Annotated in this window: 22 protein-coding genes and 1 pseudogene; 2 read left to right on the plus strand and 21 right to left on the minus strand. The window is 52.3% G+C overall.

The features are described 5' to 3' along the window. Positions 1 to 2 precede the first annotated feature (2 nt). The 16 genes from CBE74_RS18480 to CBE74_RS18555 form a co-directional block, all read right to left on the minus strand. Complete coding sequence (locus tag CBE74_RS18480) at positions 3 to 734, minus strand: cobalt-precorrin-6A reductase (protein ID WP_087453957.1); 732 nt, start codon at positions 732 to 734, stop codon at positions 3 to 5. Beyond that, positions 722 to 1,495, minus strand: coding sequence for a precorrin-4 C(11)-methyltransferase (gene cobM, locus CBE74_RS18485; protein WP_087453958.1), 774 nt, complete (start codon positions 1,493 to 1,495; stop codon positions 722 to 724). The genes CBE74_RS18480 and cobM overlap by 13 nt, the downstream gene beginning before the upstream one ends. 27 nt (positions 1,496 to 1,522) lie before the next feature. Beyond that, on the minus strand, positions 1,523 to 2,791 hold the full coding sequence (gene cbiE, locus CBE74_RS18490; protein ID WP_087454885.1) for a precorrin-6y C5,15-methyltransferase (decarboxylating) subunit CbiE: 1,269 nt from the start codon (positions 2,789 to 2,791) through the stop codon (positions 1,523 to 1,525). 38 nt (positions 2,792 to 2,829) lie between these two features. Then, positions 2,830 to 3,603 (minus strand): SDR family oxidoreductase, encoded by a 774-nt coding sequence (locus tag CBE74_RS18495; RefSeq protein WP_087453959.1) that lies wholly within the window; start codon positions 3,601 to 3,603, stop codon positions 2,830 to 2,832. Then, positions 3,570 to 4,712 (minus strand): M24 family metallopeptidase, encoded by a 1,143-nt coding sequence (locus tag CBE74_RS18500; protein ID WP_087453960.1) that lies wholly within the window; start codon positions 4,710 to 4,712, stop codon positions 3,570 to 3,572. Before CBE74_RS18500 ends, CBE74_RS18495 begins: the two co-directional genes overlap by 34 nt. A gap of 39 nt (positions 4,713 to 4,751) precedes the next feature. Beyond that, positions 4,752 to 7,508 (minus strand): DEAD/DEAH box helicase, encoded by a 2,757-nt coding sequence (locus CBE74_RS18505; protein WP_087453961.1) that lies wholly within the window; start codon positions 7,506 to 7,508, stop codon positions 4,752 to 4,754. A gap of 18 nt (positions 7,509 to 7,526) precedes the next feature. Beyond that, positions 7,527 to 8,615, minus strand: a complete 1,089-nt coding sequence (tatC, locus tag CBE74_RS18510) for a twin-arginine translocase subunit TatC (protein ID WP_087453962.1) — start codon at positions 8,613 to 8,615, stop codon at positions 7,527 to 7,529. Between the two features lie 107 nt (positions 8,616 to 8,722). Next, a complete protein-coding gene (gene tatA, locus CBE74_RS18515; protein ID WP_087453963.1) occupies positions 8,723 to 9,010 on the minus strand; it encodes a Sec-independent protein translocase subunit TatA in 288 nt (95 codons plus the stop codon). 38 nt (positions 9,011 to 9,048) lie between these two features. Continuing rightward, positions 9,049 to 10,038 (minus strand): helix-turn-helix transcriptional regulator, encoded by a 990-nt coding sequence (locus CBE74_RS18520; RefSeq protein WP_087453964.1) that lies wholly within the window; start codon positions 10,036 to 10,038, stop codon positions 9,049 to 9,051. Next, a complete protein-coding gene (locus CBE74_RS18525) occupies positions 10,038 to 11,027 on the minus strand; it encodes a helix-turn-helix transcriptional regulator (protein WP_087453965.1) in 990 nt (329 codons plus the stop codon). The genes CBE74_RS18520 and CBE74_RS18525 overlap by 1 nt, the downstream gene beginning before the upstream one ends. After that, positions 11,024 to 12,481, minus strand: coding sequence for a Pup--protein ligase (gene pafA / locus CBE74_RS18530; protein ID WP_087453966.1), 1,458 nt, complete (start codon positions 12,479 to 12,481; stop codon positions 11,024 to 11,026). The genes CBE74_RS18525 and pafA overlap by 4 nt, the downstream gene beginning before the upstream one ends. 4 nt (positions 12,482 to 12,485) lie before the next feature. After that, the gene (locus CBE74_RS18535; protein ID WP_087453967.1) at positions 12,486 to 12,680 is read right to left on the minus strand and encodes a ubiquitin-like protein Pup; all 195 of its coding nucleotides are present in this window, start codon (positions 12,678 to 12,680) and stop codon (positions 12,486 to 12,488) included. Positions 12,681 to 12,780: 100 nt separating this feature from the next. Further along, the gene (gene dop, locus CBE74_RS18540; protein ID WP_087453968.1) at positions 12,781 to 14,313 is read right to left on the minus strand and encodes a depupylase/deamidase Dop; all 1,533 of its coding nucleotides are present in this window, start codon (positions 14,311 to 14,313) and stop codon (positions 12,781 to 12,783) included. Next, positions 14,310 to 15,890 (minus strand): proteasome ATPase, encoded by a 1,581-nt coding sequence (gene arc, locus CBE74_RS18545; RefSeq protein WP_087453969.1) that lies wholly within the window; start codon positions 15,888 to 15,890, stop codon positions 14,310 to 14,312. The genes dop and arc overlap by 4 nt, the downstream gene beginning before the upstream one ends. Positions 15,891 to 16,086: 196 nt before the next feature. Beyond that, complete coding sequence (locus CBE74_RS18550; RefSeq protein ID WP_087453970.1) at positions 16,087 to 16,923, minus strand: tRNA (adenine-N1)-methyltransferase; 837 nt, start codon at positions 16,921 to 16,923, stop codon at positions 16,087 to 16,089. 8 nt (positions 16,924 to 16,931) lie between these two features. Beyond that, positions 16,932 to 18,251: a M18 family aminopeptidase gene (locus CBE74_RS18555; protein ID WP_166741006.1), complete on the minus strand. Its 1,320-nt coding sequence runs from the start codon at positions 18,249 to 18,251 to the stop codon at positions 16,932 to 16,934. Positions 18,252 to 18,405: 154 nt separating this feature from the next. On the opposite strand from CBE74_RS18555, the pseudogene CBE74_RS18560 reads away from it, so the two are divergent. Continuing rightward, positions 18,406 to 19,301: pseudogene (locus CBE74_RS18560) on the plus strand (RecB family exonuclease). Positions 19,302 to 19,536: 235 nt separating this feature from the next. Beyond that, positions 19,537 to 19,806 carry a HigA family addiction module antitoxin gene (locus CBE74_RS18565; RefSeq protein ID WP_171483214.1) on the plus strand — a complete coding sequence of 90 codons (270 nt, stop codon included), beginning with the start codon at positions 19,537 to 19,539 and terminating at the stop codon, positions 19,804 to 19,806. 56 nt (positions 19,807 to 19,862) lie between these two features. Here CBE74_RS18565 and CBE74_RS18570 read toward each other — a convergent pair whose 3' ends face one another. The 5 genes from CBE74_RS18570 to CBE74_RS18590 all read right to left on the minus strand — a co-directional run bounded on the left by CBE74_RS18570 (position 19,863) and on the right by CBE74_RS18590 (position 26,345). Next, entirely contained in the window at positions 19,863 to 21,512 is a 1,650-nt protein-coding gene (locus tag CBE74_RS18570) for a formate--tetrahydrofolate ligase (protein WP_087453973.1), read from the minus strand. A gap of 123 nt (positions 21,513 to 21,635) precedes the next feature. Continuing rightward, positions 21,636 to 23,066 (minus strand): aspartate ammonia-lyase, encoded by a 1,431-nt coding sequence (aspA, locus tag CBE74_RS18575; protein WP_087453974.1) that lies wholly within the window; start codon positions 23,064 to 23,066, stop codon positions 21,636 to 21,638. A gap of 379 nt (positions 23,067 to 23,445) precedes the next feature. Continuing rightward, the gene (locus CBE74_RS18580) at positions 23,446 to 24,753 is read right to left on the minus strand and encodes an anaerobic C4-dicarboxylate transporter (protein ID WP_087453975.1); all 1,308 of its coding nucleotides are present in this window, start codon (positions 24,751 to 24,753) and stop codon (positions 23,446 to 23,448) included. A gap of 467 nt (positions 24,754 to 25,220) precedes the next feature. Next, positions 25,221 to 26,066, minus strand: a complete 846-nt coding sequence (gene hisG / locus CBE74_RS18585; RefSeq protein WP_087453976.1) for an ATP phosphoribosyltransferase — start codon at positions 26,064 to 26,066, stop codon at positions 25,221 to 25,223. A 15-nt stretch (positions 26,067 to 26,081) separates the two neighbouring features. Continuing rightward, entirely contained in the window at positions 26,082 to 26,345 is a 264-nt protein-coding gene (locus tag CBE74_RS18590; protein ID WP_013241905.1) for a phosphoribosyl-ATP diphosphatase, read from the minus strand. Positions 26,346 to 26,370 lie beyond the last annotated feature (25 nt).

Below are 26,370 nucleotides of genomic sequence, written 5' to 3' on the forward strand. Positions count from 1 at the left end.
CCTTAGAGCTTCTGTATGGCGTCCATGACTTCTGCCGCAGACGTTGCTGTGTATGCAGCGTGAGGCAAAACAGGGCGTTGGACCATGATGACGTCAACGCCAAGCTCGCGCGCTGCGTCCAATTTAGCGCTTGTTAAAGGACCTCCAGAATTTTTGGTTACAACGCAATCAATCTGGTTATCCACCATGAGCTTCTTTTCCTCAGCTACGGTAAAAGGACCACGAGACATAATCAGTCGGTGCCGTGGTGGAAGCGGCACTTGCGGAGGTTCCACGGTGCGTACCACATACAAGTTATGGGGATCCTCGGCAAAAGGCGCAAGTTGCTGGCGGCCGATAGTGAGAAAAATATGGTGGTAGTCTCTAGCAGCTAGGCGGGCTGCCTCGACCATTGAAGAGACAGGCCGCCAACGATCTCTGGGGCCAGCTACCCACGCTGGACGATGGAGGGCAATAAGCGGAATTCCCGTTGCTCTCGTGGCTTCCGCAGCAGAAATGCTAATGCGCTCAGCAAAAGGATGCGTGGCGTCGATGACTACTTCTACGCCTTCCTTGATCAACCATTGGGTAAGACCCATAGGCCCGCCAAAACCACCAATGCGCACTTCTCCTACAGGTAGTTTAGGGTTTGCAACTCTTCCAGCGAGCGAGCTAGTGACATGCCAGCCAGCGTCGTAAAGCAACTGGGCGACGTCCCTGGCCTCGCCAGTGCCACCAAGAATCAGTGCGCGCATGGAATAGTCCTTCCTTCTGCATCGCGAGGACGTCCATCGGAATAAAGGAAAGAATCCGGGAAGCCTTCGGCAGCTAAAACCCGACCGACAACGATGATCGCTGTGCGAGTAATGCCTGATTCTTTTACTTTTGCTGCAACATCTGCGAGAGTTCCCCGAACGATTTTCTCCTCTGGGCGGGAGGCAAAAGCGACAACGGCGACCGGGCAGTCCTCGCCATAATTAGGGATGAGCTCTGCTACCACGCGGTCGATATCGTAGGCTGCTAAATGTATGCATAACGTGGCTCCGCTTTGCCCCAGCGTGGTCAGATCCTCCCCCTCCGGCATTGCCGAAGCTCGTCCGGATACACGCGTTAAGATGACAGTTTGACCTACCGTAGGCACGGTGAGCTCGTGGCCTAATGCCGCAGCAACAGCTGCAAAGGAAGGTACCCCAGGCACTATCTGATAATCCACGCCATGCGCGGTGAGACGCCGGGCTTGTTCGGCCACTGCAGAATAGATAGCAGGATCGCCGGAATGCAGCCGTGCGATATCTTTTCCATCGGCGTGTGCGTCGAGAATGCGCCGGGTGATTTCATCTAACGGCATACGAGCGGTATTGGTGACTTCAGCATTTTCCGGGACGGAGTCCAAGACCTCAGGCGGAACAATGGAACCGGCGTACATACACACTTGGCAGGTGCTGATGAGTTTTTGTGCGCGTAGCGTTAACAAGTCAGCGGCACCTGGACCAGCACCAATAAAATAAACAGTCATTTTTACCTTTAATTTTCTACAGTTTTACTAATGAGCAGTGGCGTTGAGTTTGGTAATAACCCACTGGACTACCGGCAGCGCTGGCTTCATCGTGGTAAAAGATCCCACGTTATGGTCCTGTGAAATATCGAAACGCGCCATGGTTCCGCCCAATGCTTGTCTTAGCTCCCAGAGCATCGATTCGCTTTCAATTGTCACTGCGTTAGCTACAAGACGGCCGCCTATCGGAAGCCTAGCCCATGCGGCATCAAAGACCCCAGGTGCTGTGAGGCCACCTCCGATGAATATGACGTCCGGAGATGCAGGAACCTCGTCGAAAGATTGCGGTGCTCCATTATGGATGGCTAAGCGGTCGATAACGCCTAGTGTCCGTGCGTTTTCTGCGATGCGGTTGCGGCGTTCCTCAACTACTTCAAAGCAAACGGCAGTTGTTCCGGGTGTGGATCTAAGCCACTCGATAGCGATGGAACCAGAACCCCCACCAATATCCCACAATGTCTCGCCTTGACGGGGTGCCAAAGCCGAGAGCGTAAGAGCTCGGATGTGACGTTTAGTGAGCTGGCCATCGGAGGCATAGTGGGTGTCGGAAAGCCCAGGGAGCATGCTCTCACCCGCACGTTGTAGAGAGACAGCAATAACGTTGAGGGCGCTCGTAGCAGTAGGAGGATTTTCTGCAGTTCCTGCAGCAACTGCCTCATCGGAGCTACCCAAATCGCTAAGTATGATTATTTTTGCGTCTGATTGGTTGAGTTCAATTAAAAGGTCGCAGATACGGGCAGGAGTTTTTTCATCTTGCCCGAGCACCAGGAAATCTCCACCCCGCTGTACCGGAAGCACGAGATGATCTACGGTGTTGGTGACCAAGCTATAAACGGGAGTCTTGTCAAGGGGCCACCCTAGACGCGCGCACGCCAAGGATGCTGAAGAGCTATGCGGGATCACTGTAATCGAATGCTGTGGAAGCATACGCATGAGTGTTGACCCGATGCCATGGAACATCGGGTCGCCTGAGCCTAAGACCACCACATTATGATCTGTCAGCTCTGCAAAAATCTCCGGGATCTTGGGAAGCATCGGAGACGGCCATGGGCGGCGTTCCGCTGGGATATTGTCAGGGACGAGCCCTAGCTGACGCCACGAGCCAATGATCACGTCCGCGTTATAGATTGCCTCGCGCGCTTGAGATCCCAGCTCGTCTACCCCACCGGCGCTAATCCCCACCACAGTGATAGAACCCGTTTTGGCTACTGAATCCCCTACCGCAATACGCCGTAACGAGGTCGCTTCCGTACTCATAGAAAAAATTTTAGCGATACAAAAGCTATTCGCTGTGATCAGCGTGGCATGTGCCGCCAAATTGAGCTAGGAACCACACGCATGAGGAAGGCTAGCGCCATGAGGCGCCGAGGTATCCACAGTGTGGTGGACCCCTTTCCATTGTTGATCTCCTGTACGACCGCTCGGGCCACAACATCCGGTGTCACAGACATAGGAGCAGGAGACATTCCAGCAGTCATTCTTCCGATCACAAAACCAGGTCGGGCAGTGATCATGCGGAGATTCGTTGCATGCACAGCCATGCTGAGGCCTCGGCAAAAGGCGTCTAATCCAGCTTTGGTTGACCCGTAGACGTAGTTAGCTCGTCGAGCTCGCCAACCAGCGATAGACGAGAAAGCCGTGATGGTACTGGGCTGAGAGTTATGCTTCATGCGATCAGAGAGGACAGTAAGTGCAACAATCTGTGCCATGTAGTCTATCGTGGCGATGTCCGCAGCATGGTGCTCATCAACTTCGGCGATCTCTTGATCTCCGAGAATGCCGAAACACACTATGGCATGTTCAATATCGCCGGAATTCTCTATTACCTTCCGATGGGAGTGCAGATCAGAAGCATCGAAAAATTCAGTCTGCACTGACACGGCTCCCAACGCCATGAGCTCCGCGCTAAGGTCTTTGAGATCTTCAGTGCGACGCGCGGCGAGAACTACACGACGGCCGGGTGCCAGGAGCCGTGCTATCTGCCCGCCGATTTCGCTGGTGGCACCAAGAACAAGCAGGGTACGAACGGTAGAAGTCACTGGAGCGTCCGTGGCTGGTTGTTGAGGCATTCGCAGCCGTTTTCTGTTACCACGACGATGTCCTCAATACGGGCGCCGAAACGGCCTTCGAGATAAATGCCGGGTTCGACGGAAAACGCCATGCCTGGTTGGAGGACAAGATCGTTTCCTTCCATGATAAAGGGCTCTTCGTGCGTCGATAAGCCAATGCCATGGCCGGTGCGGTGGATGAACGCGTGACCGTAACCTGCCTCCGAGATAATATCGCGGGCTACTTTATCAATGCTTGCTGCGGTGACTCCCGCTTGAATAGCTTTAACCGCTTCTTCCTGCGCACGGAAAAGCACGTCGTACATTTGCCGTGCTTCTGTTTCTAAGAGGTCAGCGTCGCCCCCAACAACATAGGTTCGGGTGCAATCCGAGTGGTAGCCCACACCATAGGTACCGCCGATATCAACTACAACCATGTCTCCGAGTACGAGCTCGCGATCCGAATAATCATGGTGAGGATTAGCGCCATTGATCTGGCTTCCTACGATCACAAAGTCGACTTTGGAATGGTCTTTCTTGATGAGCACAGCCAAGTCCTCGGCCACTTCGGCTTCTGTTCGCCCTGGTTGCAAGAGGAAAGGCACTTGCGCATGGACCCTGTCGATGGCCTGGCCGGCTGCTCGTAGCTGCTCGATTTCTTCGGGGTCCTTGGCCACGAACAACTCGGCTAGAACGGCGGTTGCCAATACCGTAGCTGATTGTTCCCCTAGGATATTTTGGAGCGATATCAAGTGGTTAGCCGTGAGGTCTTCTCCTATGCCAACGGTAGCGTGAGAAGGCTCCCCCAGCGCAGCTACCACTGCAGCGTAGGGGTCTTGTCCGTCTACCCAACCGAGAACGTTGATACCAAGAAGCGGAACAGCAGATTTCCGTAGGTCGCCTCGATCTACGTCCGGCACAACAAGGGTGGGTTGAGCCCCGGAAGCCGGAATCACCAGGGCCGTAAGCCTCTCGTGGGTTGAGATCCAGGAACCGGTGAGATAGGCAAGTTGCGCGCCTGCCCCGATAATGAGTCCACTTAGACCCGATTCGCGGGCAAGAACAGCCGCGCGTGCGATCCTATGCGCATAGACCTCAGGGGCAAAGCCTTGATATTCATTGATAGACATAGTGCTTATTCTAGAGAACTTAAAGCTTATCGACGCCACCTAGTTGCCTATAGCGACCACACCGCGCCGTATTGCTTCGATAGCAGACCGAGCAGATTTTTTCGTCTCATTGCTGTAGGCAGTTGATCTAATCTGTTCAAGTAGATCGATAACCTGACGGCACTGCCGCACAAAATCACCTGCGGTGAGCTCCGCCCCTGATTCTGCGGCAGCTGCGAGGCAATAACCGAGTGGCGCGCCAGCAGTCCATTGATGAACAGCTAAAGAAAAACCAGCCTCGGGATACTTGGTTACAGGTAACTGGTAGCGTCGTTCATTAACGCTGAGCTCATCCCAGAGTCGGAGTGTGTTGTTCATTGCCGCGGCCATGGGTTCTGTCGCAGCTTCCGGCTCACCACGCGTTTCCTTACGATTCTCAAATGTGCACATGCTGACAACGCCGGCAAGTTCTGCGGGATCGAGTCCATCCCAGATTCCGCGTTTGAGGCATTGAGCTACCAGCAAATCCGATTCATTGTGAATTTTGGCGAGATTCTCCCCTTCTTCCGTTACCTTTGGAACGCCATCGATAAACTCCACGTAGTTGAGTTCTCCGAGTAGTCCCAGGATCCGGTCAAACGTCTTCCCAAGGGTGTCGGTGGCGGTTTCTACCGTGGTACGTAGTCGAGATGTCTCTTTCTGCGCACGCGCGAGTTTTTCTCCGATCCTTGCAAGGTCCTCCCTGTTATCCCACTGATGAGCTGGGTGGGAACGTATGCGCGCGCGAAGCTCAGTGATCTTTTCCGTCGGACGATTACGCTGCTGCGCTTTAAGACGCTTAGGTCGAGAGTAGGAGAGTTTTTCAAACTGTCTGACCACGTACTTGGAGTTTTTCCGAGGCTGAGCAATCGTGGCACGAGAGAGCTTCATATGGCCTACCACCACAGGAGGCATCGGGAAAGCAGCGGTATCTACTCTCCCCGACCAACCAGATTCCATGGTCACCCAAGGCTTAGGATCGGAAGAGTTATTGGAAGGCTGCACAACCACGGCTAATAGCGGGCGCTTTTTGCCCGGCATAGCAATCACGTCTCCGAGATTAAGACTGGCTAGTATCCGAGCTACCTCTATCTCACGTTGTTCGAATGAGTGCCGTTTTGCCCTGCGTTCCTCATCAGTAAGTTCGCGTCTGAGATCAATGTATTCTAAAAACTTCTCAATATCTTCTTCGGGTATATGAGAGCTGAGCTGCGTTTCAAGTTTTTTAACCCGTGCTTCCGAGCGCTCTATATTCCTCACAACGTCCACCACGCTGCCATCTGCTTGGAACTGAGCGAATGACTTTTCTAAGAGCCGGTGCGCTGGAGTAAAACCGATGGTTTTAAGCAGGTTAACCGACATGTTGTAGCCGGGCGAGAAGGTCGATATGAGCGGGTAGGTTCGTGTTGATGCAAGCCCTGCCACAGAACGCGGATCCATTGCTGGTGCCCACTGGACCACAGCGTTTCCGCTGATATCGATGCCACGACGTCCTGCGCGGCCAGTGAGCTGTGTGTATTGACCAGGAGTGAGATCTACGTGAGCTTCACCATTGTATTTGACGAGTTTCTCTAGGACGACTGTCCGGGCTGGCATATTAATGCCGAGTGCGAGAGTTTCCGTGGCAAAAACAGCGCGGACGAGGCCTTTAGTAAAAAGCTCTTCGACGATATGCCTAAAAGCGGGCAACATTCCAGCATGGTGTGCAGCGAAACCACGCATCAGCGCAGATCGCCACTTGCGGAAATCAAGAACTTTCAGGTCCTCCTCCGGGATACCGGCTACTCCGGCATCGACGATCCGGGCGATTTCTTCTGCCTCTTGTTGATCCGTGAGTACGATGCTGGAACGCATGCATTGATATAACGCGCCTTCACATCCAGCACGGGAAAAGATGAAGGTGATTGCTGGAAGCATGTCTTGGCTTTGTAGAACATCAAGAACCTCCGGACGCCCAAGAGGGCGATACCGGTCTTGTCGCGGACGGCCTGAACGTGAACTATGAGACTCTCCGGATGAACGCGCACGGAAGCCTCCAGCTTTGAACTGAGCACGCCCTCGGTCGATCGCTTCGTTACCTTCTAACCGATCGATGTGATCTTCAAGCCAAGCGTTGACCTCACCGCCTGAATCTGGCTCAAATAGCGGATGAATACGGCGTCCCACCATCATCCACTGATTAAGGGGAACCGGCCTATGCTCAGAAACAATAACTTCGGTGTCTCCCCGGACTGTTTCCAGCCAACGGCCAAATTCCTCCGAGTTGCTGACGGTGGCGGATAAGCCAACCACGCTGACAGATTCGTCAAGACCGAGGATCGCCTCCTCCCATACCGCGCCGCGAGACTTATCGGACAGAAAATGGATCTCATCCATGACCACGTGGGTAAGTCGGGTTAAAGCCTCTGACCGCGCGTAGATCATATTTCGGAGTACTTCAGTGGTCATCACTAGGACGTCGGCATCATGGTTGATGGATACATCCCCGGTGAGCAAGCCAATAGCTTCTTCACCATGGACTTCAACCAGGTCATGGAATTTTTGGTTACTGAGCGCCTTGATCGGCGTGGTGTAAAAGCACTTGGTGCCACGAGAAAGCGCCAACGAGACTGCGAATTCTCCGACTATAGTTTTGCCTGCCCCTGTCGGCGCGCATACTAAAACTCCGCGGTCATCTTCAATGGCTTGGCATCCCTGAAGCTGGAAATCATCGAGGGGAAACTTTTGCCGAGAGATGAACTCGCGGAGATGAGAGTCAGAGGCTGGCGTAATCGTCATGCCTTAAGGCTACTGTGCCTAGAGAACGTCGTCGAAGTTGGTACCAGAATCTAAGGGTTTTGTTTGCTTAAGCGGAGCAGGCCGAGTAATAGGTTGAGCATTAATGCCACCGCTTGATTCGACAGTAGAAGCTGCAGACACAGGTTCTGAAGCCGTAACAGGGTTAGGCGAATCGACTCCTCCTGCATGAAGATCAAGCGGTGACGCTGATTCGTCATCAAGATCCATCCAGCTGGGCCGCGAGACATTTCTGCGTTTGTCGTTTATCCGTGCAAATTGCATGGCGAATTCAACGAGCAAGGTGAGCGACACTCCGAGGGCAAGCATGGAGAAGGGGTCTTGGCCGGGAGTCATAAAAGCCGCAAAAATGAACAAAACAACGGTAATGATTCGTCGTTTATCTTTGATCACTTCGTATGGGAGAACCCCCACAATATTGAGCATTGCGATAATGAGTGGAACCTCAAAGCTCACTCCAAACATGGCAAGAAGCGCCAGTATGAAGCTGAAATAACGGTCACCAGATAGTGCAGCGGTTTGGACATCGTCACCGATGCCTAGGAGGAATTCAAGACCATAGTCAAGAACAAAGTAGGCAAGAACCGCACCAAAGATAAACAGCAAGACAGCAATGCTGACAAACGAAAACGTCCAGCGCCGTTCGTTCTTCATGAGCCCAGGGGTGATAAAAGCCCAGAGTTGATACAGCCAGATCGGCGATGCAAAGACCAGGCCAGCCAATGCTCCCACTTTAAGACGCAGCATGAACATCTCAAACGGTGCGGTTGCTATCAGCCTGCAGGTGCCATCATGGGTAAGATCTGCGCGCTTTTGCGGAGGAAGATCGCAATAGGGACCACGGAGAATATCCCCCAGGGAAGGGATAGAAAACCAGTAGAGGTTAACGGCATGCTGATACCAGATAAAACCGATGATCGTTGTGACTATCACGGCAAAAACAGAGATTATCACCCTGCGTCGTAGCTCTTGAAGGTGCTCGACCAGGGACATTTCACTATGGTTTTGTTTCTTTGCCCTCGTAAACACTTTCTTAAACCCACGGCGTGGGACAACGCCACCTTGCGGGGAAGCTTCAACCGAGCTCATTAAGATTCCTGCCTACTGCCTTAACGTAAAATAGTGACCTTGTGGTTTCCACAGATCGCTAGGAACCACAAGGCTTTTATTCAGAACACGGTAGCTAAATAAAACGCTTATCCGTGCTGGGGATTCTGCTGTTGCTGCTGCTGGGTTGGGTACTCAACCGGATCCTGAGTTTGCGGAGGAACAATGCCATTTTGTGGCTGGACATAAGGCTGCTGCATCAGCTGTGCCTGCTGCTGCTCGGCACGCTGGTCATCATTGCTCATTTCTTTGACTTCAGACTTGAAAATACGCATAGAACGGCCAAGCGAACGGGCGGCGTCTGGAAGCTTCTTGGCGCCAAAAAGCAGAATAACAATGAATAAAATGATGATGATTTCGGTAGGACCAAGGTTCATGGCGTACCCCTCACTGTGACATAGGACCAAAACAGCGTTTATTTGCTGCTTGTTACTCGTTTTGGATCATACACGCTCGATGCGAGCTTGGCGCGATCTTGTACTGTTTGAGCAAGATCAGGTGGAGCTAACACGCGCACCCGATCAAGGTTGCTTAACACAAATTGTATAACCCATTCCCTGGAAGCCAGCGGAAGGACCACCTCATACCATCCCTTCTCGTTGATCTGCTCGACGTCTAACGGGACGGTATCTGCAAGCCAGAGCGCTTCTGCCGAGAGCTCAAGTTTGGCAAATTCCGAGGTTGCAGAAAAGTTAAAGGGGTCTGAGTCATCAAAGGTGGCCCGTTCCAGTCGCGGGGTAGCTCGGAGCTGGGTGAGCGCAAGAGAACTCATGGCTGAGACCCGAAATGTCCGGTGGGATTCGCTGGAGTCTTCCCAAGCTGTGAGGTATGTCTCTCCTCCGTTGGTAAAGATGCGACTCGCACTCACCACACGGTGGGATAACTCGTCGCGATTACGGTTGTAATAATCGAACTCAATTTGAGTGCGCATGCTCATCGACTCCCGGATCGTTTCTAGATCCGGCTCGGGCGCAAGGTCATTCCCCAGAGCTGTTGAGTCAAAGATTCCATGGGTCTCCTCCCCCATGGTTTGCCGTAATTTCTCGGCCGCTGATAGCACAGCTGAGCGCTTTACCAGTCCTGGTACCTGCTCTAGCGTTTCCAGTGCAAGCAAAAGGGCACCCGCCTCGGTGTGGGTGAGCCGCAGAGGTGCAGCCATCCCCTGATTATTGATCACGGTCACCGAACGCAGTTCTGCATCGAGATCAATAAGCTCGTCTGGAAAAGTCCCTGGACCACAGCAGAATAGTCGACTGAGGTCTTCTTGAACTTGACTAGGAGAAAGTCCAAGATCTGTAGCCGCCTCCATCATTGAGCGACCTGGGTGAGCTTCAAAATATGGCAGGAGGTTAAGCAGGCGGACAAGATCTGTCAAACGCCTATTTTTGCTTTTCGACGTAGCCATCAAGTCTCCTTCGCTGCAGAAGAAAGTAAAGAAACTATGTCTGAAATGACGTCCTGAGGTTCAACAACTACTGCCGAGGGAGCGAGGGCCACGGCGGTTCGTATTAGCCAATCCAGGTCAACGTCGATAAGCGAATAACTCCCGTCGTGATTACGGGTACCGCGTGAGCTGAACTCAAACCCGTGGCCTTCTTTAACCCTTACGGTGGCGTCGACGAGCACCTGGCCTTGTCTTAGCTGCTCTTCTACAAGTTCTTGCAGGTTTATCCCTGGTTGCGGGGAATGAAACGTGTCCTCGGACGGGATGGACTCTGGCTTTGCTACAGAAACGATGCGAGTAATGCGGAAAACTCGTTTTTCTTGTCGCTCGATGTCAAAACCGACTAAGTACAAGCGATCTCGGTGGGAAACAATCCCCCAGGGATCCATGATTCGCCATTGCGGCTCAGATGCTTTATTACGGAGGTATTCAAAACGAAGCCGCTTGTTACTCCGGCAGGCTTCTAATATTGAGTCAAAGTGAGACGCCGAAAGAGAGTTCCAGTCGTTTACGGGATGGAAACGAGGTGTGGCGGTTAACTCGCGATCAATGCCTGAGGCCGCGATCTTAGTCCACCCGGAACGAGAAAACGTTGCTAGTTCATCTCCCAGACCCATCTGTCCAGCAAGTGCAAGAACCGTTGCCTCTTCGGCGGTGAAATTCACTTTTTTCAGTGGGTATTCTTCCGTCTGGAGTCGGTAAGCAGTATGTGCATGAGTGGCTACTGTCTCAATGGGAATACCAGCGCGTAGTAGCGCTGTGCGGTCCCGTTTGAACAATTGATGTGCTGCCTCATAAGAACGGGTCTCCCCTGTCTCTGGGTTTTTCTTATACCCCTCAACATGTTCGATAATCCATTTTGCGGTGAGATAGTGATGTCCGCGGCTTTCTGCATTAAGGAAAGCAAAAGTAACGTTGACGATCCTCTCCATGACAGTGTCTTTTTTCACTCGTGGACACCTTCCTGGGCATAAGAATCTGCGTGCTGTTCCATGTAAGAGATGAGCCCCTCCACGCGTTCGTCAACCGCAGAAAAAGGATCTGCCAGTTCCACGATCTGAGGTTCCGGACGATTAACTTTGAGTCTTAGCCAATCCGTGGAAATAGGGGCTCCTAGACGCGGTGCTGCGTGTAGGAACCTACCGCGTAGTGCCGCGCGCGTGGTGTCAGGGGCGTTATCTACTGCATGATGGATGTCCTGGTCAGTGATCCACCGATTAACCAACCCTTTAGCCTCTAAGACACGAAAAAGTCCACGACCTGGACGAATATCGTGATAGGCCAGATCTACTTGAGCGAGCTTGGGATGCTGGAAGTCATGTGCGGCCAATCCCAGTCGAGCTTGGTACTTCTGCAGCATACTGAGCTTTATTACCCAATCGATATCGCGCTCTAGTGCGCTCACATCACCCGATTCGATTGCTGCTGTCACCTTGAGCCAGAGATTTACTATGTCTGCCATAGCAGCGTTGCTAGTTCCGCCGGTTTCTTCCCTGATGTCGAGCCACCGTTGTGCTGCTTCTGCGTAACTGCGCTGGATGGATATGGCTTGTTGTTGCGAACCATTCTTGAGCTGGATAAGAGCCTTTCCCGTTGTATCCCGAGAGACATCTCTAATAGCAGCAATCTCATTATCAAGTTCTAGATCTGCCAGGTCGAAGCCCGCCTCGATCATCTCTAAAACTAACTGGGTGGAGCCGATTTTAAGGGCGCAGGTTACCTCAGACATAGAGGAATCCCCAACGATAACGTGTAGTCGCCGGAATCGGTGGGAATCTGCGTGTGGCTCATCGCGAGTATTGATGATCGGCCTAGAGCGCGTCGTCGCGCTCGACACGCCTTCCCACACGTGATCGGCGCGTTGAGAAATCTGGAACTCTCCATTTTGAATAGATCCAGAGCCACAGATGAGCTGGCGGGTAATCAAAAAAGGCAAGAGTTGTTTGCCGAAGGTTTTCAGGACGACATCTCTGCCTACCAGGTAGTTTTCATGGCAACCATAAGAGTTACCAAAAGAATCAAGGTTGTTTTTAAAAAGATAAACGCTGCCGCCGATGCCCTCAGCCTCCAAGCGCTTTTCCGCAGTAACGGCAAGTTCATTAACAATGACGTCTCCGGCGCGATCATAGGCAACGAGTTGCGCTAAAGAGTCGCATTCTGCGGAAGCGTATTCCGGGTGCGAGCCTACATCGAGGTAAAGGCGAGAACCATTAGGAACAAAGACGTTCGAGCTAGACCAGCGCTCTACTACTGGCCGGAACATATACCGAGCAATCTCGTCGGCGTTTAAGCGACGACTGCCTCCCTCGGACACGCACGTTATCCCGTACTCAGTTTCAACGCCAGTGATTCGCCTGGTAAAAGCCGCGTGTGGTGCTACTGCGTGGGAATGCGGCGACAACACGGTATTACTGCCCGCCTTTCTGCACGTAAGAACGAACAAACTCCTCGGCGTTATTTTCTAAAAGGCCGTCTATTTCATCTAAGAGGTCATCAACGCCGGTCGCTGAGAGCTGCGTCTGGGCTGCGCCAAGCGTGGGGTCCGGGAAGTCGTCGTTAGAGTTGGAACCGCCAGCATTAATGTTTTTTTGTTGGGAGCTCATGAGTTAAAGAAATCTCCTTGATCCTGGTATTGATGGACTGCGTTTATTACAACTTAGGCTAACGTAACGTGATCTTACGCGTGTATAAGAGAGATGCGGTTTATTCTGATTGCGGCAGCAATCTTTCTACTGGAGCAAGGCGACTGATCCGTTGGATGAAGCTGTCAACATTGCCGTTGAACTCCGCGAAAGCGTCTTGGGAAGAAGAAAAACAGAGAGTATCAAGCTGCGGGAGAGCGATTTTCACGTGGGAGGTTTCATCGGCGATGATGATGCTTTCCCAGTTAGCGGCCACTATTTTTCCTGGCAACGATTCAATCACTTGGCCCCGGAAAAAGGCACGAGAGTCTAAAGGACTCTTCCAAGCTGCATGAGCGATCTCTTCCGAGGTGACGAGGGTACGCATTCGTCCTTTGCGTACCAGGGCATGAAAGAGACTCTTGGCAGGGTCGATATCAGAATATTGCAGGTCGATGAGCTTTATCTTGGCGTCTGCGATGGAAACTCCACGGGCTTCGTAGGACCGTATTAGCGCAAGTTTGGCGCACCAATCGAGTAGATGCGCAGCATGCTCTGGTCCTTTGCTCAGTGCCTCTACGGCCTCGTCCCACGCACTGATGACGTGCTTTTCGACGTCAGTAGTGGCGCTGAGCCTTTCGCGATACTGTTCGAGTAGCTCAAGGGCAGTGAGTTTTCGGCCATCTGACAGCGTCAGGCGATGCGATAGCTCTAGGTCGCGCGACATTGCGCTTACCTCAGCCACAGCGTTACTGAGCTTCAGGTCACTGAAGTCAACCCCTTTTTCTATCGCATCAATGACCAGCGCTGTCATCCCTAGCTTGAGGAAAATCGAGGTGTGGGACATATTGGCGTCCCCGATGATCACGTGGAGCCTACCGTAGCTTTGTGCAGCGGCGTGGGGTTCATCGCGAGTATTGATGATTCCTCGGTTGAGTGTTGTCTCAAGGGAAATCTCTTGCTCGATATAATCTGCACGTTGCGAGATCTGGAAGCCAGCTTTTTCTCCCAGCTGCCCAAGTCCCACGCGCCCTGCCCCGACAACGACTTGCCGTGCTACGAAAAACGGAATAAGCGATTGCGCTAGTAGATCAAAATTAGTGTCGCGATGGTACAAGTAGTTTTCATGGCTGCCGTAGCTTGCGCCTTTTCCATCGACGTTATTTTTATAAATTTTAAGGGGTGGGCAAGGATCATGATGATCCAGTATGGATTCCCCCACCGCGGTTTGTTCTGCAACGAGTTCGGCTGCGCGGTTGAGTATCACGTCGCCGGCGATGTCGTAAAGCATGGCATCGTATGCGTTTGTAGTCTCGGGAGATGAGTACTCGGGGTGCGCATGGTCCACATAGAATCGTCCACCGTTGGTTAGCACGGCATTGGCTACGCCGATAGCGTTGGGATCTATAATCGGGACGCTATGGTACCTTTTCAGGTCAAAACCGCGGGAGTCTCTTAGCGGATGCTCGGCTGCAAAATTCCAGCGTGCGCCGCTAGCACAGCGCTCTTTCATGCTGAAAGAGACAACCGCATGCGTGGACGTCACTATGGGACTTAACGTGGTATCCGAGGGGGTTGCGATGCCATATTCGGTTTCAGTTCCGATGAAGCTCACCGGTGTCCTCCTAAAACTCTAGCGTGGGATACCCGGATGCCCTGCCTACCGGTGATCCGACTCCACTCATCTGGATTGGCGGTGTTGGGTAGATCTTCGCTTTCTCGGTTCTCTGCATCTACTGCAGCAAGTAGATGCGCGGCAGCGATTCCTCGTCCGTGCCCGGCGATATGCTCTTTGATCGCGTATTTTTTCGCACGGTCGACGATATTGGCGATCATGGCCCCAGAGACGAAATCACGGTAATGCAGGATTTCCGTGGTGCCGTCGATAAGCGTTAGTTCCACATAAGGTTTATCTGCAAAAAGATAGTTCACTGTGGTGTGGATGAGGTCAGCGACTGGTTCTGTAACCGGAATATCTTTTGTGAGATGCCTAAAGAATATATCCTGAGCTGCTTTTTTGCCGGGTCTTTGAACTCGGATCTTCACGTCTAATCGACCAGGGCGCAAGATGGCGGGGTCAATGAGTTCTTCACGGTTAGTGGCACCAATAACGATGACATTGCTTAAGCTTTCCACACCGTCGAGCTCTGTGAGCAGCTGAGGAACAACGGTTGTCTCCATGTCTGAGCTCACCCCTGAGCCACGAGTCCTAAAGATAGATTCTATCTCATCAAAGAAAATGATGACGGGGCGTCCTTCTTCTGCCAACTCGCGAGCACGTTCGAAGATGAGCCGAATCCGGCGTTCGGTTTCACCCACGTATTTGTTTAAGAGCTCTGGGCCTTTGACGTTAATAAAATAGCTTTGATTTCCCTCCCCTATGCGCTGCGCTAATGAGTGCACGACGGCCTTGGCAATTAACGTTTTTCCGCAGCCGGGAGGACCATAAAGCAACACGCCTTTGGGCGGATGAAGATCGTAGGCCCGGTAGAGCTCTGGGTGTGCAAAAGGCAACTCTACGGCATCGTGAATTTGCTCGATTTGATCATCGAGGCCGCCGATATCGGCGTACGTGACGTCTGGGACTTCTTCGAGTGCTAGTTTGCTGACCTCCGTCTTGGGGATCACCTCATAGGCATAACCAGCCCGGGGGTCGGCCAGAAGCGTGTCCCCTGCACGTGGTTGCCTGCAAAAGGTTTCTAGTAAAGGGGCTGCTAGCCGCACGATGTGCTCTTCGCCGTTGTAGTCCGCGACCAGCGCGCGGTTTGTCCCTATCATCTCCACAAGGGTCGCCAGGGAACCGGTGGAATCGAAGTCACAAACCTCTACAACGTGGCTGGCCTCCCCCAGGCGAACTTGCACGCCTGGCACCAGCAAGGACTTATTAACAAGCGGAGAAATCTGCAGGCGCATCTTACGCGACGCTGTAAAAACCTCTGCTGTCTTCTTGTCTGAAGAAAACTCCAAGAACGTGCCATACGTGGATGGCGGCGTAGCCAAGTCCTCAATCTGCTCATTCAACACCATGAGCTTATTACGAGAGGCTTTGAGTAACTCGGCTAATTTGGCATTCCGAGCGCTTAAATCATCCGCTGTCTTTTTCTGTCGACGGAGCGCTGCCTTGAGTTCCTCAGTGTTGTGCAGCTGATCGTTTAATTCCTCTGCGCGAGCGTTCCCTTGAGCTGAATGCATGATGCTTACCTTACTAACCAACAAGCCTTAGGAGGAGGCGGGGTTGATTTTAGTGGTTGCTACAAAGCACGCGGTGTGCTCCTACCAGCTGAAACGATCACGCATAAAAGCTGCACCTCCCTGAACACATCACTCATGATGATTAGCCCACGAGGTGCAGCCCGTATCAAGCGATTAGCTTAGCCTGGCCCAAAAATTATTTTCGGGCACGTCGCTGGGGACGCGGCGGGGTCACGCCGTCGGCAAGCCTGCGTGTCCACACGAGGAAAGCAGTGTGCGCGTTCATGCGGTGTTCAGGGCGGGTGGCTAGTCCCTCAACGCGCCAGTCACGAACAAGAGATTCCCAGGCGCGAGGCTCTGTAAAACACTTTTGCTCCCGGATACCTTCCATGACCTTCATTAGTTGTGGCACCGTTGCCACATAGGTCATGAACACCCCACCAGGGATAAGAAGTTTTGAGGCTGTTTCTAGGCACTCCCAGGGTGCAAGCATATCCAGAATAATTCGGTCGACGGGGCCGCCGAGCTCATCTGCAGTGATGTCGCTAAAATCTCCTAGCCGAGGTTGCCATGTTGCAGGGCGGCTTCCAAAGAACTCATCGACGTTGTTTTCTGCATACTCCAGGTGATCTTCACGGATCTCATAGGAGAAAACCGTGCCCTTTTCCCCTACCGCGCGGAGAAGCGCCATAGATAACGCTCCGGATCCCGCACCTGCTTCCAGCACTCTCGCGCCCGGGAAAATATCGCCTTCGACCAGGATTTGCGCTGAGTCTTTGGGATAGATGACGGCAGCACCACGGGGCATAGACAGCACGTGATCCACCATGAGATGCCGGAAGCAAAGATACTCGTATCCTTGCTCCGACTTGACGATACTTCCCTCTTGCGCCCCGATGATGTCATCGTGGTTGATAGCGCCTTTATGCGTGAAGTACTTGTCGCCTGCATTAAGAACGATTGTTGCATGCCTGCGCTTGGGGTCGGTGAGCTGGACGCGATCACCAGGTTGGAAGGGTCCGGAGTTTGCCATGAGAGCGATTAACCTACCAGATAGCTATGTAATGCCTGCGTTAGCATATGGATATCGGAGATACTAGCTAGCTCACGAGCAGAATGCATGGAAAGTAGCGGAACTCCCACGTCTACGGTTGGGATACCGAGACGAGTCGCCGTAATCGGTCCTATGGTGGAGCCACAGGGAACAGCGTTATTGCCTACAAACACTTGCGACGGAACACCCGAGCGCTGGCAAGCCTGAATCCATAAGGCTTCCGTTTCCGTATTAGAGGCATACCTCTGGTTTGCATTAATTTTTAAGGCCGGTCCCGAACCCAGGACGGGGAAATTAGTAGGGTCGTGACGCTCCGGATAATTGGGATGTATAGAGTGCGCAGCATCGGCAGACACACACGTTGATGCAGCAATCATTCGGCGGATGCCCTCATTATTTGCCCCCAGAGCCGTTGCGGTGCGATAAATCACGTCTTCCAGTATCGGACCTGCGGCTCCAGTGACAGTCGCACTGCCGACTTCTTCATGATCAAAGGCCGCAAGTACGAGGATGTCTGGGCTTCCCTTTTTGCCAACCACTACATCTTGCGAGGCCTCAACCAAAGCGCAAAGTCCAGGGTAAAGACTGGAAAGATTGTCGAGCCTTCCGCTAGCCAAAAAATCATTCGTCGCTCCAAAGATTTCGCCTGGCTGGGCATCTGCGGTGATGAGGTCGTGGGAAATAATGTCCTCTGCTTTTACGTCGGCGGCGTGAGCCAGTACGTCCAGAATGCTGAGGTCCGGGTGCCCGCACGAAAAGACTGGTTGCATATGGCGCTGTTTATCAAGTGTGAGAGCTTTATTAGCGTCTCGGTCTAGGTGAATCGCCAGGCTGGGGATTCTTAAAACTGGTGGGGTGCTTACGAGCTTTGTGGTGCCGTCGATAAGCCCTAGCTTTCCTGCAAGGACCAGCTCACGGTCAAGCCATGAAGATAGAATCGGCCCGCCATAGACTTCCACAGCTGCCTGTTGCCAACCCGCTGAGTGAAGGTTAGGAGATAATTTGAGCTTAAAACCAGGCGAGTCGGTATGTGCACCGATAATCCGGAAACCGGATTTTTCAGAAGCCCCTTCCGGAACGAACCATGCCATGAGTGCTCCACCACGAATAAGATAGTGCCCGCCAGGTGAGGCGTCCCACTCTTGAGTTTCTTCTATGGGCTCAAAGCCTGCTTCCTTAAGGATTAAAGCGCCTTGTTGTGCAGCATGGAAAGAACTCGGAGAATTGGCGATGTAACTGACAAAATCCCAGGCGAAAGTCTCAACTGCCTGGTGGTCAGTGGTGCTGCTGTTACTGCCGGAATCCATCTTTATCTCCTGATTGGTCATGGCTTTTACCTTAGCGATACTGATTGTCTTGCAGCGTGGCAGGTGAAGCCTCGCTACTTTTGGTTCGATGTGGTTTTCCGCTTATCGTGGTGGAGCAAGTAGTACTTTTCACGTTCAAAAAATTGCTGGTTCTGTGACTAATCCTAACAACGCAGTTTCTGAGACACCCTTTCTAGGCACCGCGCCGGAAGCAAACGATACGAGTGTCAGTGAGGCACAGCCTCAACGCCCACAAGGCCTAGCGTTATCCCCGTCGCGCGCCAACGACTATCAACAATGTCAATGTCCGTTGCTCTACCGTTTTCGAGCTATTGATAAGTTGCTCGAGCCAAAGACTGTTGCGCAGGTTAAAGGGACTCTGGTCCACGCGGTGTTGGAAGAGATGCATGCATGGCCGCGCGAACAGCGGCTCTACCCTGCTGCCGTAAAACGCTTAAAGCCACAGTGGGCAAAAATGTGCGATGAAGACGACGAACTTAAAGAGCTTGTTTCAGAGCAGAAGACTCATGACTTCCTTTTAGAATGTCGTACGCTTCTTCGCGGCTACTTTGAGATGGAGAACCCGCAGGGCTTTGACGCCCACGAATGTGAGATGTATATATCTGCTGAATTGCCTAACGGTGTTCCCGTACGTGGTTTTATAGACCGCGTGGACATCGCCCCTACTGGCGAAGTCCGGGTGGTCGATTATAAGACCGGTAAAAACCGATACCGCGTTTTAGCCAACAGGCTGTCTTTCAAATGCGGTTCTACGCTTTGGTGTATTGGCGGCTTTACGGAAAAATCCCCGACCAGCTCCGTTTGATGTACCTCAAAGTCACCGATTCAATGTTTCTTACGCCTTCAAAAGAAGAGCTGGAGTACTTTGAGCGGGAGCTTGGCGACCTATGGCAAAAAATACTTGGCGACGCAGCCACAGGAGTTTTCCGCCCCAAGACGTCAAAGCTGTGCGGCTGGTGTTCCCATCAGTCACTCTGTCCAGCTTTTGGTGGTACACCGCCTGAATACCCAGGATGCCCTTCCCCTTAAGCGTAAGTCCGTGCATGTCAGCCAAAAGGTTGATATGTCAGCCTAACCAAGCTAGTGGACATGCCAAAGTTCGACCTAAGCTAAATAAGACTGCTGTTTCCGCATCTTCTTTGGGCCTTAAGTTCTTTGATCAATAGTGAGTGGACTGTATCCATCTTCTGCATGATTGAGAAGCTCAGGAAAAAGAAAAAGCAGCCTTTATTTACCAGACATAGTCGTGAAAGGTCAGCTAATAGTGTTGAGCAAACGAGATACAACGCCTCGGCACCCAGGTGAGATCCTTGATGCGGATTACCTTAGGCCCCGGAAGCTCTCGCACTATGACCTAGCAAAGTCACTGCACATTACAGAGACTATGGCGAATCGTTTTATTGCTGGACACATTCCAGTAAACGATGTGATTGCCTTTGGCCTTGGCCACCTTTTCCATGAATCACCGGAGCTGTGGGTGCGTAGGCAAGAAGACTGGGACTTAGCCCAAACGGCTGAAAACGACTCCGATTAGCCACGGCGTTTGGTTGCTTTCGGTGAAGCATACAAGGCCGTGGCTTCGCATCGCGGTTAGAACAGGCCGTGGATGTTTCCGTTTTCTACGGTGATTTTCTCGGCTGCTGGACGCTTGGGCAGGCCTGGCATCGTCATAACGTCGCCAGTGAGCGCCAGGATGAACCCCGCACCAATCCGAGGCAACAAGCTTCTCACATGCAGTATATGGCCTTCCGGACGACCTAGCTCCGCTGGATCATCGCTAAAGGAATACTGGGTTTTTGATACGCACACAGGAAGCGTATCCCAGCCGTTGTCCTTGAGGTAGTCAAGGTCTCGCTGTGCCTCTTTGCTCAACATGACCTCTTTAGCTCCATAGACTTTGGTGGCGATAGTCTCTAGAGAAGCCTCCAGGCCTTGGCTTGGGTCGTAAAGTGGCGCAGAAGATTGACCCAGCATGTCGGCGACTGCATCAGCTAGCTCAAGAGCGCCCTCCCCTCCCTTAGCCCAGACCTGAACTGGAACCAATCGCACCCCGAATCCAGCCGCCCAATCTTCCATATACTTCTGTTCTGCGGCGGTATCAGAGGTAAACATGTTGAGTGCTACGACAGGTTCCACGCCAAAGTTTCTAATGTTTTCTACGTGCCGCTCAAGGTTGACTATTCCCTGCTTGAGAGCGTCAAGATTCTCTGAGGTGAGCTGGTCTTTGGCAACGCCACCGTTATATTTTAAAGATCGGATGGTAGCAACGATGACTACTGCTGAAGCAGAGAGCTCCCCTGCCCGCATCTTGATATCAAAGAACTTTTCGGCGCCGAGATCGGATCCAAAACCGGCCTCCGTAAGAACTACATCGCCGTAATGCAAAGCAGTCTTGGTTGCGATAAGAGAGTTACAGCCGTGAGCAATGTTGGCAAAAGGACCGCCGTGGCAAAAAGCAGGGGTACCACCAAGAGTCTGAACAAGGTTGGGGTTAATCGCATCGCGCAGCAAAGCCGTCATTGCACCTTGTGCATTCAGGTCCTTTAGCGTGATCGGTTTACCATCAAAGCTCTGCCCAACAACGATACGAGAGATCCGGTTTTCCAAGTCCGATAGATCGGTGGACAAGCATAGAATCGCCATGATTTCGCTTGCGGCCGTAATCGTAAAACCGGTCTGGGCAGGAGTGCCATGAGGCTTCCCACCAAGACCGGTGACAACGTTGCGCAGCGAGCGATCATTCACGTCTAGGCAGCGCTGCCATGTAATGCGTCGTGCGTCGATGCCTAGCTCATTACCCTGCTGAATATGATTATCGATCATCGCTGCAAGGGTATTATTTGCGGACGTAATAGCATGAAAATCACCCGTAAAATGAAGGTTAATATCCTCCATGGGCACGATCTGAGAATATCCACCACCAGCAGCGCCACCTTTGATCCCCATAACCGGGCCGAGGGAAGGCTCCCGGATGGCAACAATGGCATTGTGCCCGCGCAACCGCATGGCATCGGAGAGGCCGATCAAGACGGTGGATTTGCCTTCTCCTGCAGGGGTTGGGGACATACCAGTCACTAGAACGAGCTTGCCGTCTGGTTGGAGTCCTTCTGCAGTGATATCAACTTTGGCTTTTGTTTTGCCATAAGGAATGAGAGCTTCTTTGCTGATTCCAGCACGCGTTGCAATATCGACGATAGGCTCCAGAGTGTGAGCCTGGGCGATCTGGACGTCTGAGGGCATGGTCGTAAACGCTCCTGTTTCGGGGGTCGGTGACGTAGCTCAAGAGTAACCGAAAGGCCCCGCTCCACGGTACGCGGGGCGGGGTCTGGGCTAAGCGATTGTTAAACGCTTAGTCGGGGGCTACTAGTCGTCGTAAAGCTTACCAGTAAACTTTGGATTCATCAGGTTTTCTGGGGAAAGAACTTTGTCCAGTTCCTCCGCGCTCATCAAATTGTGCTCAAGAACGAGCTCGCGAACTGAGCGGCCAGAGGTTGCGGCTTCTTTACCGATAATGTCGCCATTATGGTGCCCAATGATCGTGTTCAGGTACGTAATGATGCCAATAGAGTTATCTACGTAGCCCTGGCAAACCTCGGGGTTAGCAGTAATTCCATCGATGCACTTCTCGCGAAGGGTGTCTGCTGCATTTCCTAGGAGCTGGATCGACTCGAACATGGCCGAAGCAATGACTGGCTCCATGACGTTAAGCTGCAGCTGGCCGGCTTCTGCGCCCATGAGGACTGTGACGTCGTTGCCAAATACCTTGAAGCAAACCTGGTTGACAACCTCGGGGATAACTGGGTTGACCTTGGCCGGCATGATGGATGAGCCGGCAGCGCGCTCAGGAAGGTTAATCTCATGGATACCTGCGCGCGGGCCCGAAGATAGCAGGCGAAGATCGTTACAGATCTTAGAAATCTTCATAGCAGCACGCTTGACTGCGGAGTGAACCAGGACGTAATCGCCGGTGTCGCTCGTTGCCTCGATGAGGTCGAGTGCAGAGACAATTTCCAGACCAGTTACTTCTGCTAGCGCCTTAGCTGCAGCCTCGGTGAATCCCTCAGGGGTATTGAGTGCGGTACCGATAGCGGTAGCACCTAGGTTAACGCCAAGCATGGATTCAGATGCGGTCTTGAGTGCTGCTTGCTCTTCTGCGAGGTTATTAGCAAAGGCATGGAACTCAGCGCCCAAGGTCATTGGAACGGCGTCCTGCAGCTGCGTACGCCCAATCTTGAGGATGCCGGAGAATTCCTCGCCTTTGGCGTCAAAAGCTGCGCGGAGCTCGTCCAGCTTATGGATGAGCGTTTGCATGCAGTAGTAAACGCCGAGACGGAAGCCCGTCGGATAAGCATCGTTTGTGGACTGTGACATGTTGACGTCATCGTTAGGGTTGATGACGCTGTACTCGCCCTTTTCATGCCCCAAGTGTTCTAGCGCAAGGTTAGCCACAACCTCGTTGGTGTTCATGTTTACTGACGTACCAGCGCCGCCTTGGAAGACGTCGATTGGGAACTGGTCCATGCAGCGGCCTTCATCAAGAATCTGATCGCAGGCCCATACAATGGCATCCTTCTTCACGCCTTGAAGTGCGCGCACGCGGTGATTAGCCAACGCGGTGGCTTTCTTCACCTGGACCATTCCTCGGATGAACTCAGGAATCTCATTGATAGTTTTTCCGGAGATCTGATAATTGTCGATCGCGCGTAGCGTGTGCACGCCGTAATAGAGGTCATTGGGGACCTCCATTTCACCGAGTAGGTCAACCTCGATGCGGCTGTTCTTGCTCTCTGCCATTGATACCTCTCTTAGGTTCAGGGCTTATTTCTGACTCCCCAAGAGTACGTCACCAATCCGTTATTTTTCTGCTTGAAACAGGCTAAAATATACCCCCTACCTGCTATTAGGTAGATATTAAAGGTGTTTATCCATGTCAGAACGGTATTGTTCAAACAGACAACCTAATGGAAATCAATGTGGCATTGCTCATCGCTTATCAACCCCCTAAAACTACCCCCTATTATGTACCCCCATTTAAGGAGCTGTGCCCCTCTATAGGGCGATCAGATTATAAAAATCCCTTAAGGTCAGTGCTCTGTTAAACACTGGCCTTAAGGGATTTTCTTTATAGCTTTCCGACGCCCGCCATTAAGCGACTAAGCAGAAATGACGGGGACTAGAGGATGACGCTGCCAAAGAGGAAGCCCAAGGCTACTGCAATAGCGATGCCCACGGTTCCTGGAATCAAGAATGGATGGTTGAATACGGCCTTGCCGATTCGCGTTGATCCGGTGTCGTCCATTTCCACGGCTGCGAGAAGCGTGGGGTACGTGGGAAGAACAAACAGTGCAGAGACGGCCGCAAAGGATGCCACAGCCGTCAGCGGTGATACTCCGATAGCCAGCGCTGCTGGGATGAGGGCCTTTGCCGTAGCTGCCTGGGAATAGAGGAGAGCTGCCGCCGCAAAGAGGACTACCGCGAGCATCCATGGAGAGCTTTCAAGGATATCGCCGGAGAATCCCTTGATGTCATCGATGTAATGGTTGATAAGAGTGGTACCCAGCCACGCCACACCAAGCACGCATACACATGCGGACATGCCGGAACGGAATACCTGCGTGTTGAGGATGTCTCCTGCTGGAATCTTGCAAAGGATGACGGTGATGGTTGCTGCAGTGAGCATCATGGCCATGATTGCCTCATTGCGAGGAAGCGAAGGATCGGTGATCAATCCGACCTGATCGGAAATGAGGGTCGCGTACACCATCACAGCGACAATGGCGACAAGGAAGATCCATACAGAAAGTTTGGCAGCCTTAGTCGGAATGTATTTTTCTTTCTGCCCTGGTGCGGCGACAAGACCTTCGGCCAGACGCTGCTGATACACCGGGTCATCTTCTAGGTTCTTCCCCAGTCGATTACAGAGCCAAGCGGTTGGGAAGATCGCCAAGAATGTTGAAGGAATAACCACAGCGAGCAGGGAGAGATACCCCACGCCAAGCGGCTCAAGCGCAGTGGCCAAGAAGACTACGGCGGCGGAAATTGGGGAGGCAGTAATGGCCATCTGGGAGGCCGGCACGGCTATCGATAGTGGACGTGAGGGACGTACACCAGATTCTTTGGAGACCTCGACGATAACAGGGAGCGTCGAAAAGGCGGTATGACCAGTACCAGCAAAGAGGGTCATAAAGTAGGTGACTACTGGAGCCACGTATGTGATATGCTTGGGGTTTTTCCGAAGCATTCTCTCTGCAAGATGCACGAGGTAATCCATGCCGCCGGCGCGTTGCATTGCGGAAATGGCTGCAATGACGGCCATGATGATGCCGATGACGTCGAAGGGGATGTCTTCACGAGTAACAGGTACACCTGTTGCTCCTAGGAGAAGAACGCCAAGGCCACCTGCGAATCCAATCGCAATAGAACCGAGGCGCGCGCCGAGAACGATCGCGGCGAGAACAATGATGATGTGGACAAAAACCACTTTTACTCCTGGCCTTTAATAAGGACGTCTGCTGTAAGCAGATGCGGGCGGTTTAAACCGTAGAACAAAAAACGGGTTGTCAATGATCGCGATCACTGTCATCTGACGCCATCATTTACAATCACTTTATCATCGTGCCCTACCCCCTCAGTGAGGAGCAACCTGTAGGTTGTTAGATAACCGCCTTCCACATGCATAAACAATATAAGTAGAGGGAAACCTCTCCGACTTAAAGCCAAGGTCAAACTTAATCCAGTAAGAAATATTTTCTGCGCATGAAAGATTGATCACAATGTCAGACGTCTGGATTTTATGCAGATATTTGTTTGATGTGGGGATGTTTATGAATATGGAGCAGGCCGCTTTTCTTAGGGCAGGGCACTCTTTTGGGGTCAGACTTTGGAAAGAAAAAGATAGGGGCTTTCTTCTCAATCTTCAGATAAGAAAGCCCCTGAAACCGTTACGTATTAAATACGCGCGATCCGAATTTCTGATGCCAGGATAGCCTGGGCACCCAGCGAGGCTAGTTGATCCATGATCTGGTTAGCCTGAATACGAGGCACCATCGCACGCACTGCCACCCAATTATCACGAGCAAGAGGCGAAACGGTGGGCCCTGAAATTCCCGGCGTAGTTTTCTTCGCTTCTTCCAGCCGGTCGCGATCGATATTGTAATCGAGCATGAGATAGTTTTGCGCGTGGAGAATTCCTTCTATCCTTCGCAGGAATATCCGCTGCTCTTCATCCATTGCGTTGCCTTTTCGGCCCACAACCACAGCCTCGGATTCACACAACGGCTGGCCAAAAGTCGCAAGACCCTGCTTACGCAGCGTACGACCTGTAGAAACCACATCAGCGATCACATCGGCTACGCCCAGTTTGATGGAGATCTCAACGGCTCCGTCGAGTCGTATGACTGAAGCATCGATGCCTCGGTGCGCAAGATCATCACGAACGAGATTGGGATAGGACGTTGCGATCCTCTTCCCTGCTAAGTCGCTTGGTTCCCATGCTTCTCCAGCAGGAGCCGCGTACCTAAACGTGGAATAACCAAAGCCAAGCTGCATGACTTCTGATACCTCTGCGCGAGAATCTAACGCAAGGTCACGGCCAGTAATTCCTAAATCGAGTTGCCCTCCGGCTACGTAGATTGCAATGTCTTTTGGACGGAGGAAAAAGAATTCAACGTCATTATTTTTGTCATACACATTGAGAGTTTTTGACTCCCCTCGCCCCGCGTAGCCAGCCTCTTTAAGTATCTCTACGGCGGCTTCAGAAAGCGATCCCTTGTTGGGAATAGCTATTTTAAGCATGTTTGGCTCCCAATCTCACAGAAACTTATAAACGTCTTCGGGAGTCAAACCCCGTTTAATCATGATCACTTGGGCCCAGTACAGCAGCTGCGAAATCTCTTCTGCCAGCTCGTCATCGGACTGATATTCTGCGGCGAGCCATACTTCTCCGGCTTCCTCAATGACTTTTTTGCCAAGGGTATGCACTCCCGAATCGAGGGCGTGAACAGTCCCAGAGTTTTCTGGGCGGGTGCGGGCACGATCAAGGAGCTCTGCATACAAAGAATCGAAGTTTTTCACGCAGCAATTGTGACATACTTTCCGT

The sequence above is a fragment of the Corynebacterium silvaticum genome, assembly GCF_002162115.2.
GTDB classification, from domain to species: Bacteria; Actinomycetota; Actinomycetes; order Mycobacteriales; family Mycobacteriaceae; genus Corynebacterium; species Corynebacterium silvaticum.

Coding starts and splice junctions, on each gene's coding strand:
- CBE74_RS18480 (WP_087453957.1), bottom strand. CDS start 734: ATGCGCGCACTGATTCTTGGTGGCACTGGCGAGGCCAGGGACGTCGCC.
- cobM (WP_087453958.1), bottom strand. CDS start 1,495: ATGACTGTTTATTTTATTGGTGCTGGTCCAGGTGCCGCTGACTTGTTA.
- cbiE (WP_087454885.1), bottom strand. CDS start 2,791: ATGAGTACGGAAGCGACCTCGTTACGGCGTATTGCGGTAGGGGATTCA.
- CBE74_RS18495 (WP_087453959.1), bottom strand. CDS start 3,603: ATGCCTCAACAACCAGCCACGGACGCTCCAGTGACTTCTACCGTTCGT.
- CBE74_RS18500 (WP_087453960.1), bottom strand. CDS start 4,712: ATGTCTATCAATGAATATCAAGGCTTTGCCCCTGAGGTCTATGCGCAT.
- CBE74_RS18505 (WP_087453961.1), bottom strand. CDS start 7,508: ATGACGATTACGCCAGCCTCTGACTCTCATCTCCGCGAGTTCATCTCT.
- tatC (WP_087453962.1), bottom strand. CDS start 8,615: ATGAGCTCGGTTGAAGCTTCCCCGCAAGGTGGCGTTGTCCCACGCCGT.
- tatA (WP_087453963.1), bottom strand. CDS start 9,010: ATGAACCTTGGTCCTACCGAAATCATCATCATTTTATTCATTGTTATT.
- CBE74_RS18520 (WP_087453964.1), bottom strand. CDS start 10,038: ATGGCTACGTCGAAAAGCAAAAATAGGCGTTTGACAGATCTTGTCCGC.
- CBE74_RS18535 (WP_087453967.1), bottom strand. CDS start 12,680: ATGAGCTCCCAACAAAAAAACATTAATGCTGGCGGTTCCAACTCTAAC.
- arc (WP_087453969.1), bottom strand. CDS start 15,890: ATGCATTCAGCTCAAGGGAACGCTCGCGCAGAGGAATTAAACGATCAG.
- CBE74_RS18550 (WP_087453970.1), bottom strand. CDS start 16,923: ATGGCAAACTCCGGACCCTTCCAACCTGGTGATCGCGTCCAGCTCACC.
- CBE74_RS18555 (WP_166741006.1), bottom strand. CDS start 18,251: ATGGATTCCGGCAGTAACAGCAGCACCACTGACCACCAGGCAGTTGAG.
- CBE74_RS18570 (WP_087453973.1), bottom strand. CDS start 21,512: ATGCCCTCAGACGTCCAGATCGCCCAGGCTCACACTCTGGAGCCTATC.
- aspA (WP_087453974.1), bottom strand. CDS start 23,066: ATGGCAGAGAGCAAGAACAGCCGCATCGAGGTTGACCTACTCGGTGAA.
- hisG (WP_087453976.1), bottom strand. CDS start 26,066: ATGCTTAAAATAGCTATTCCCAACAAGGGATCGCTTTCTGAAGCCGCC.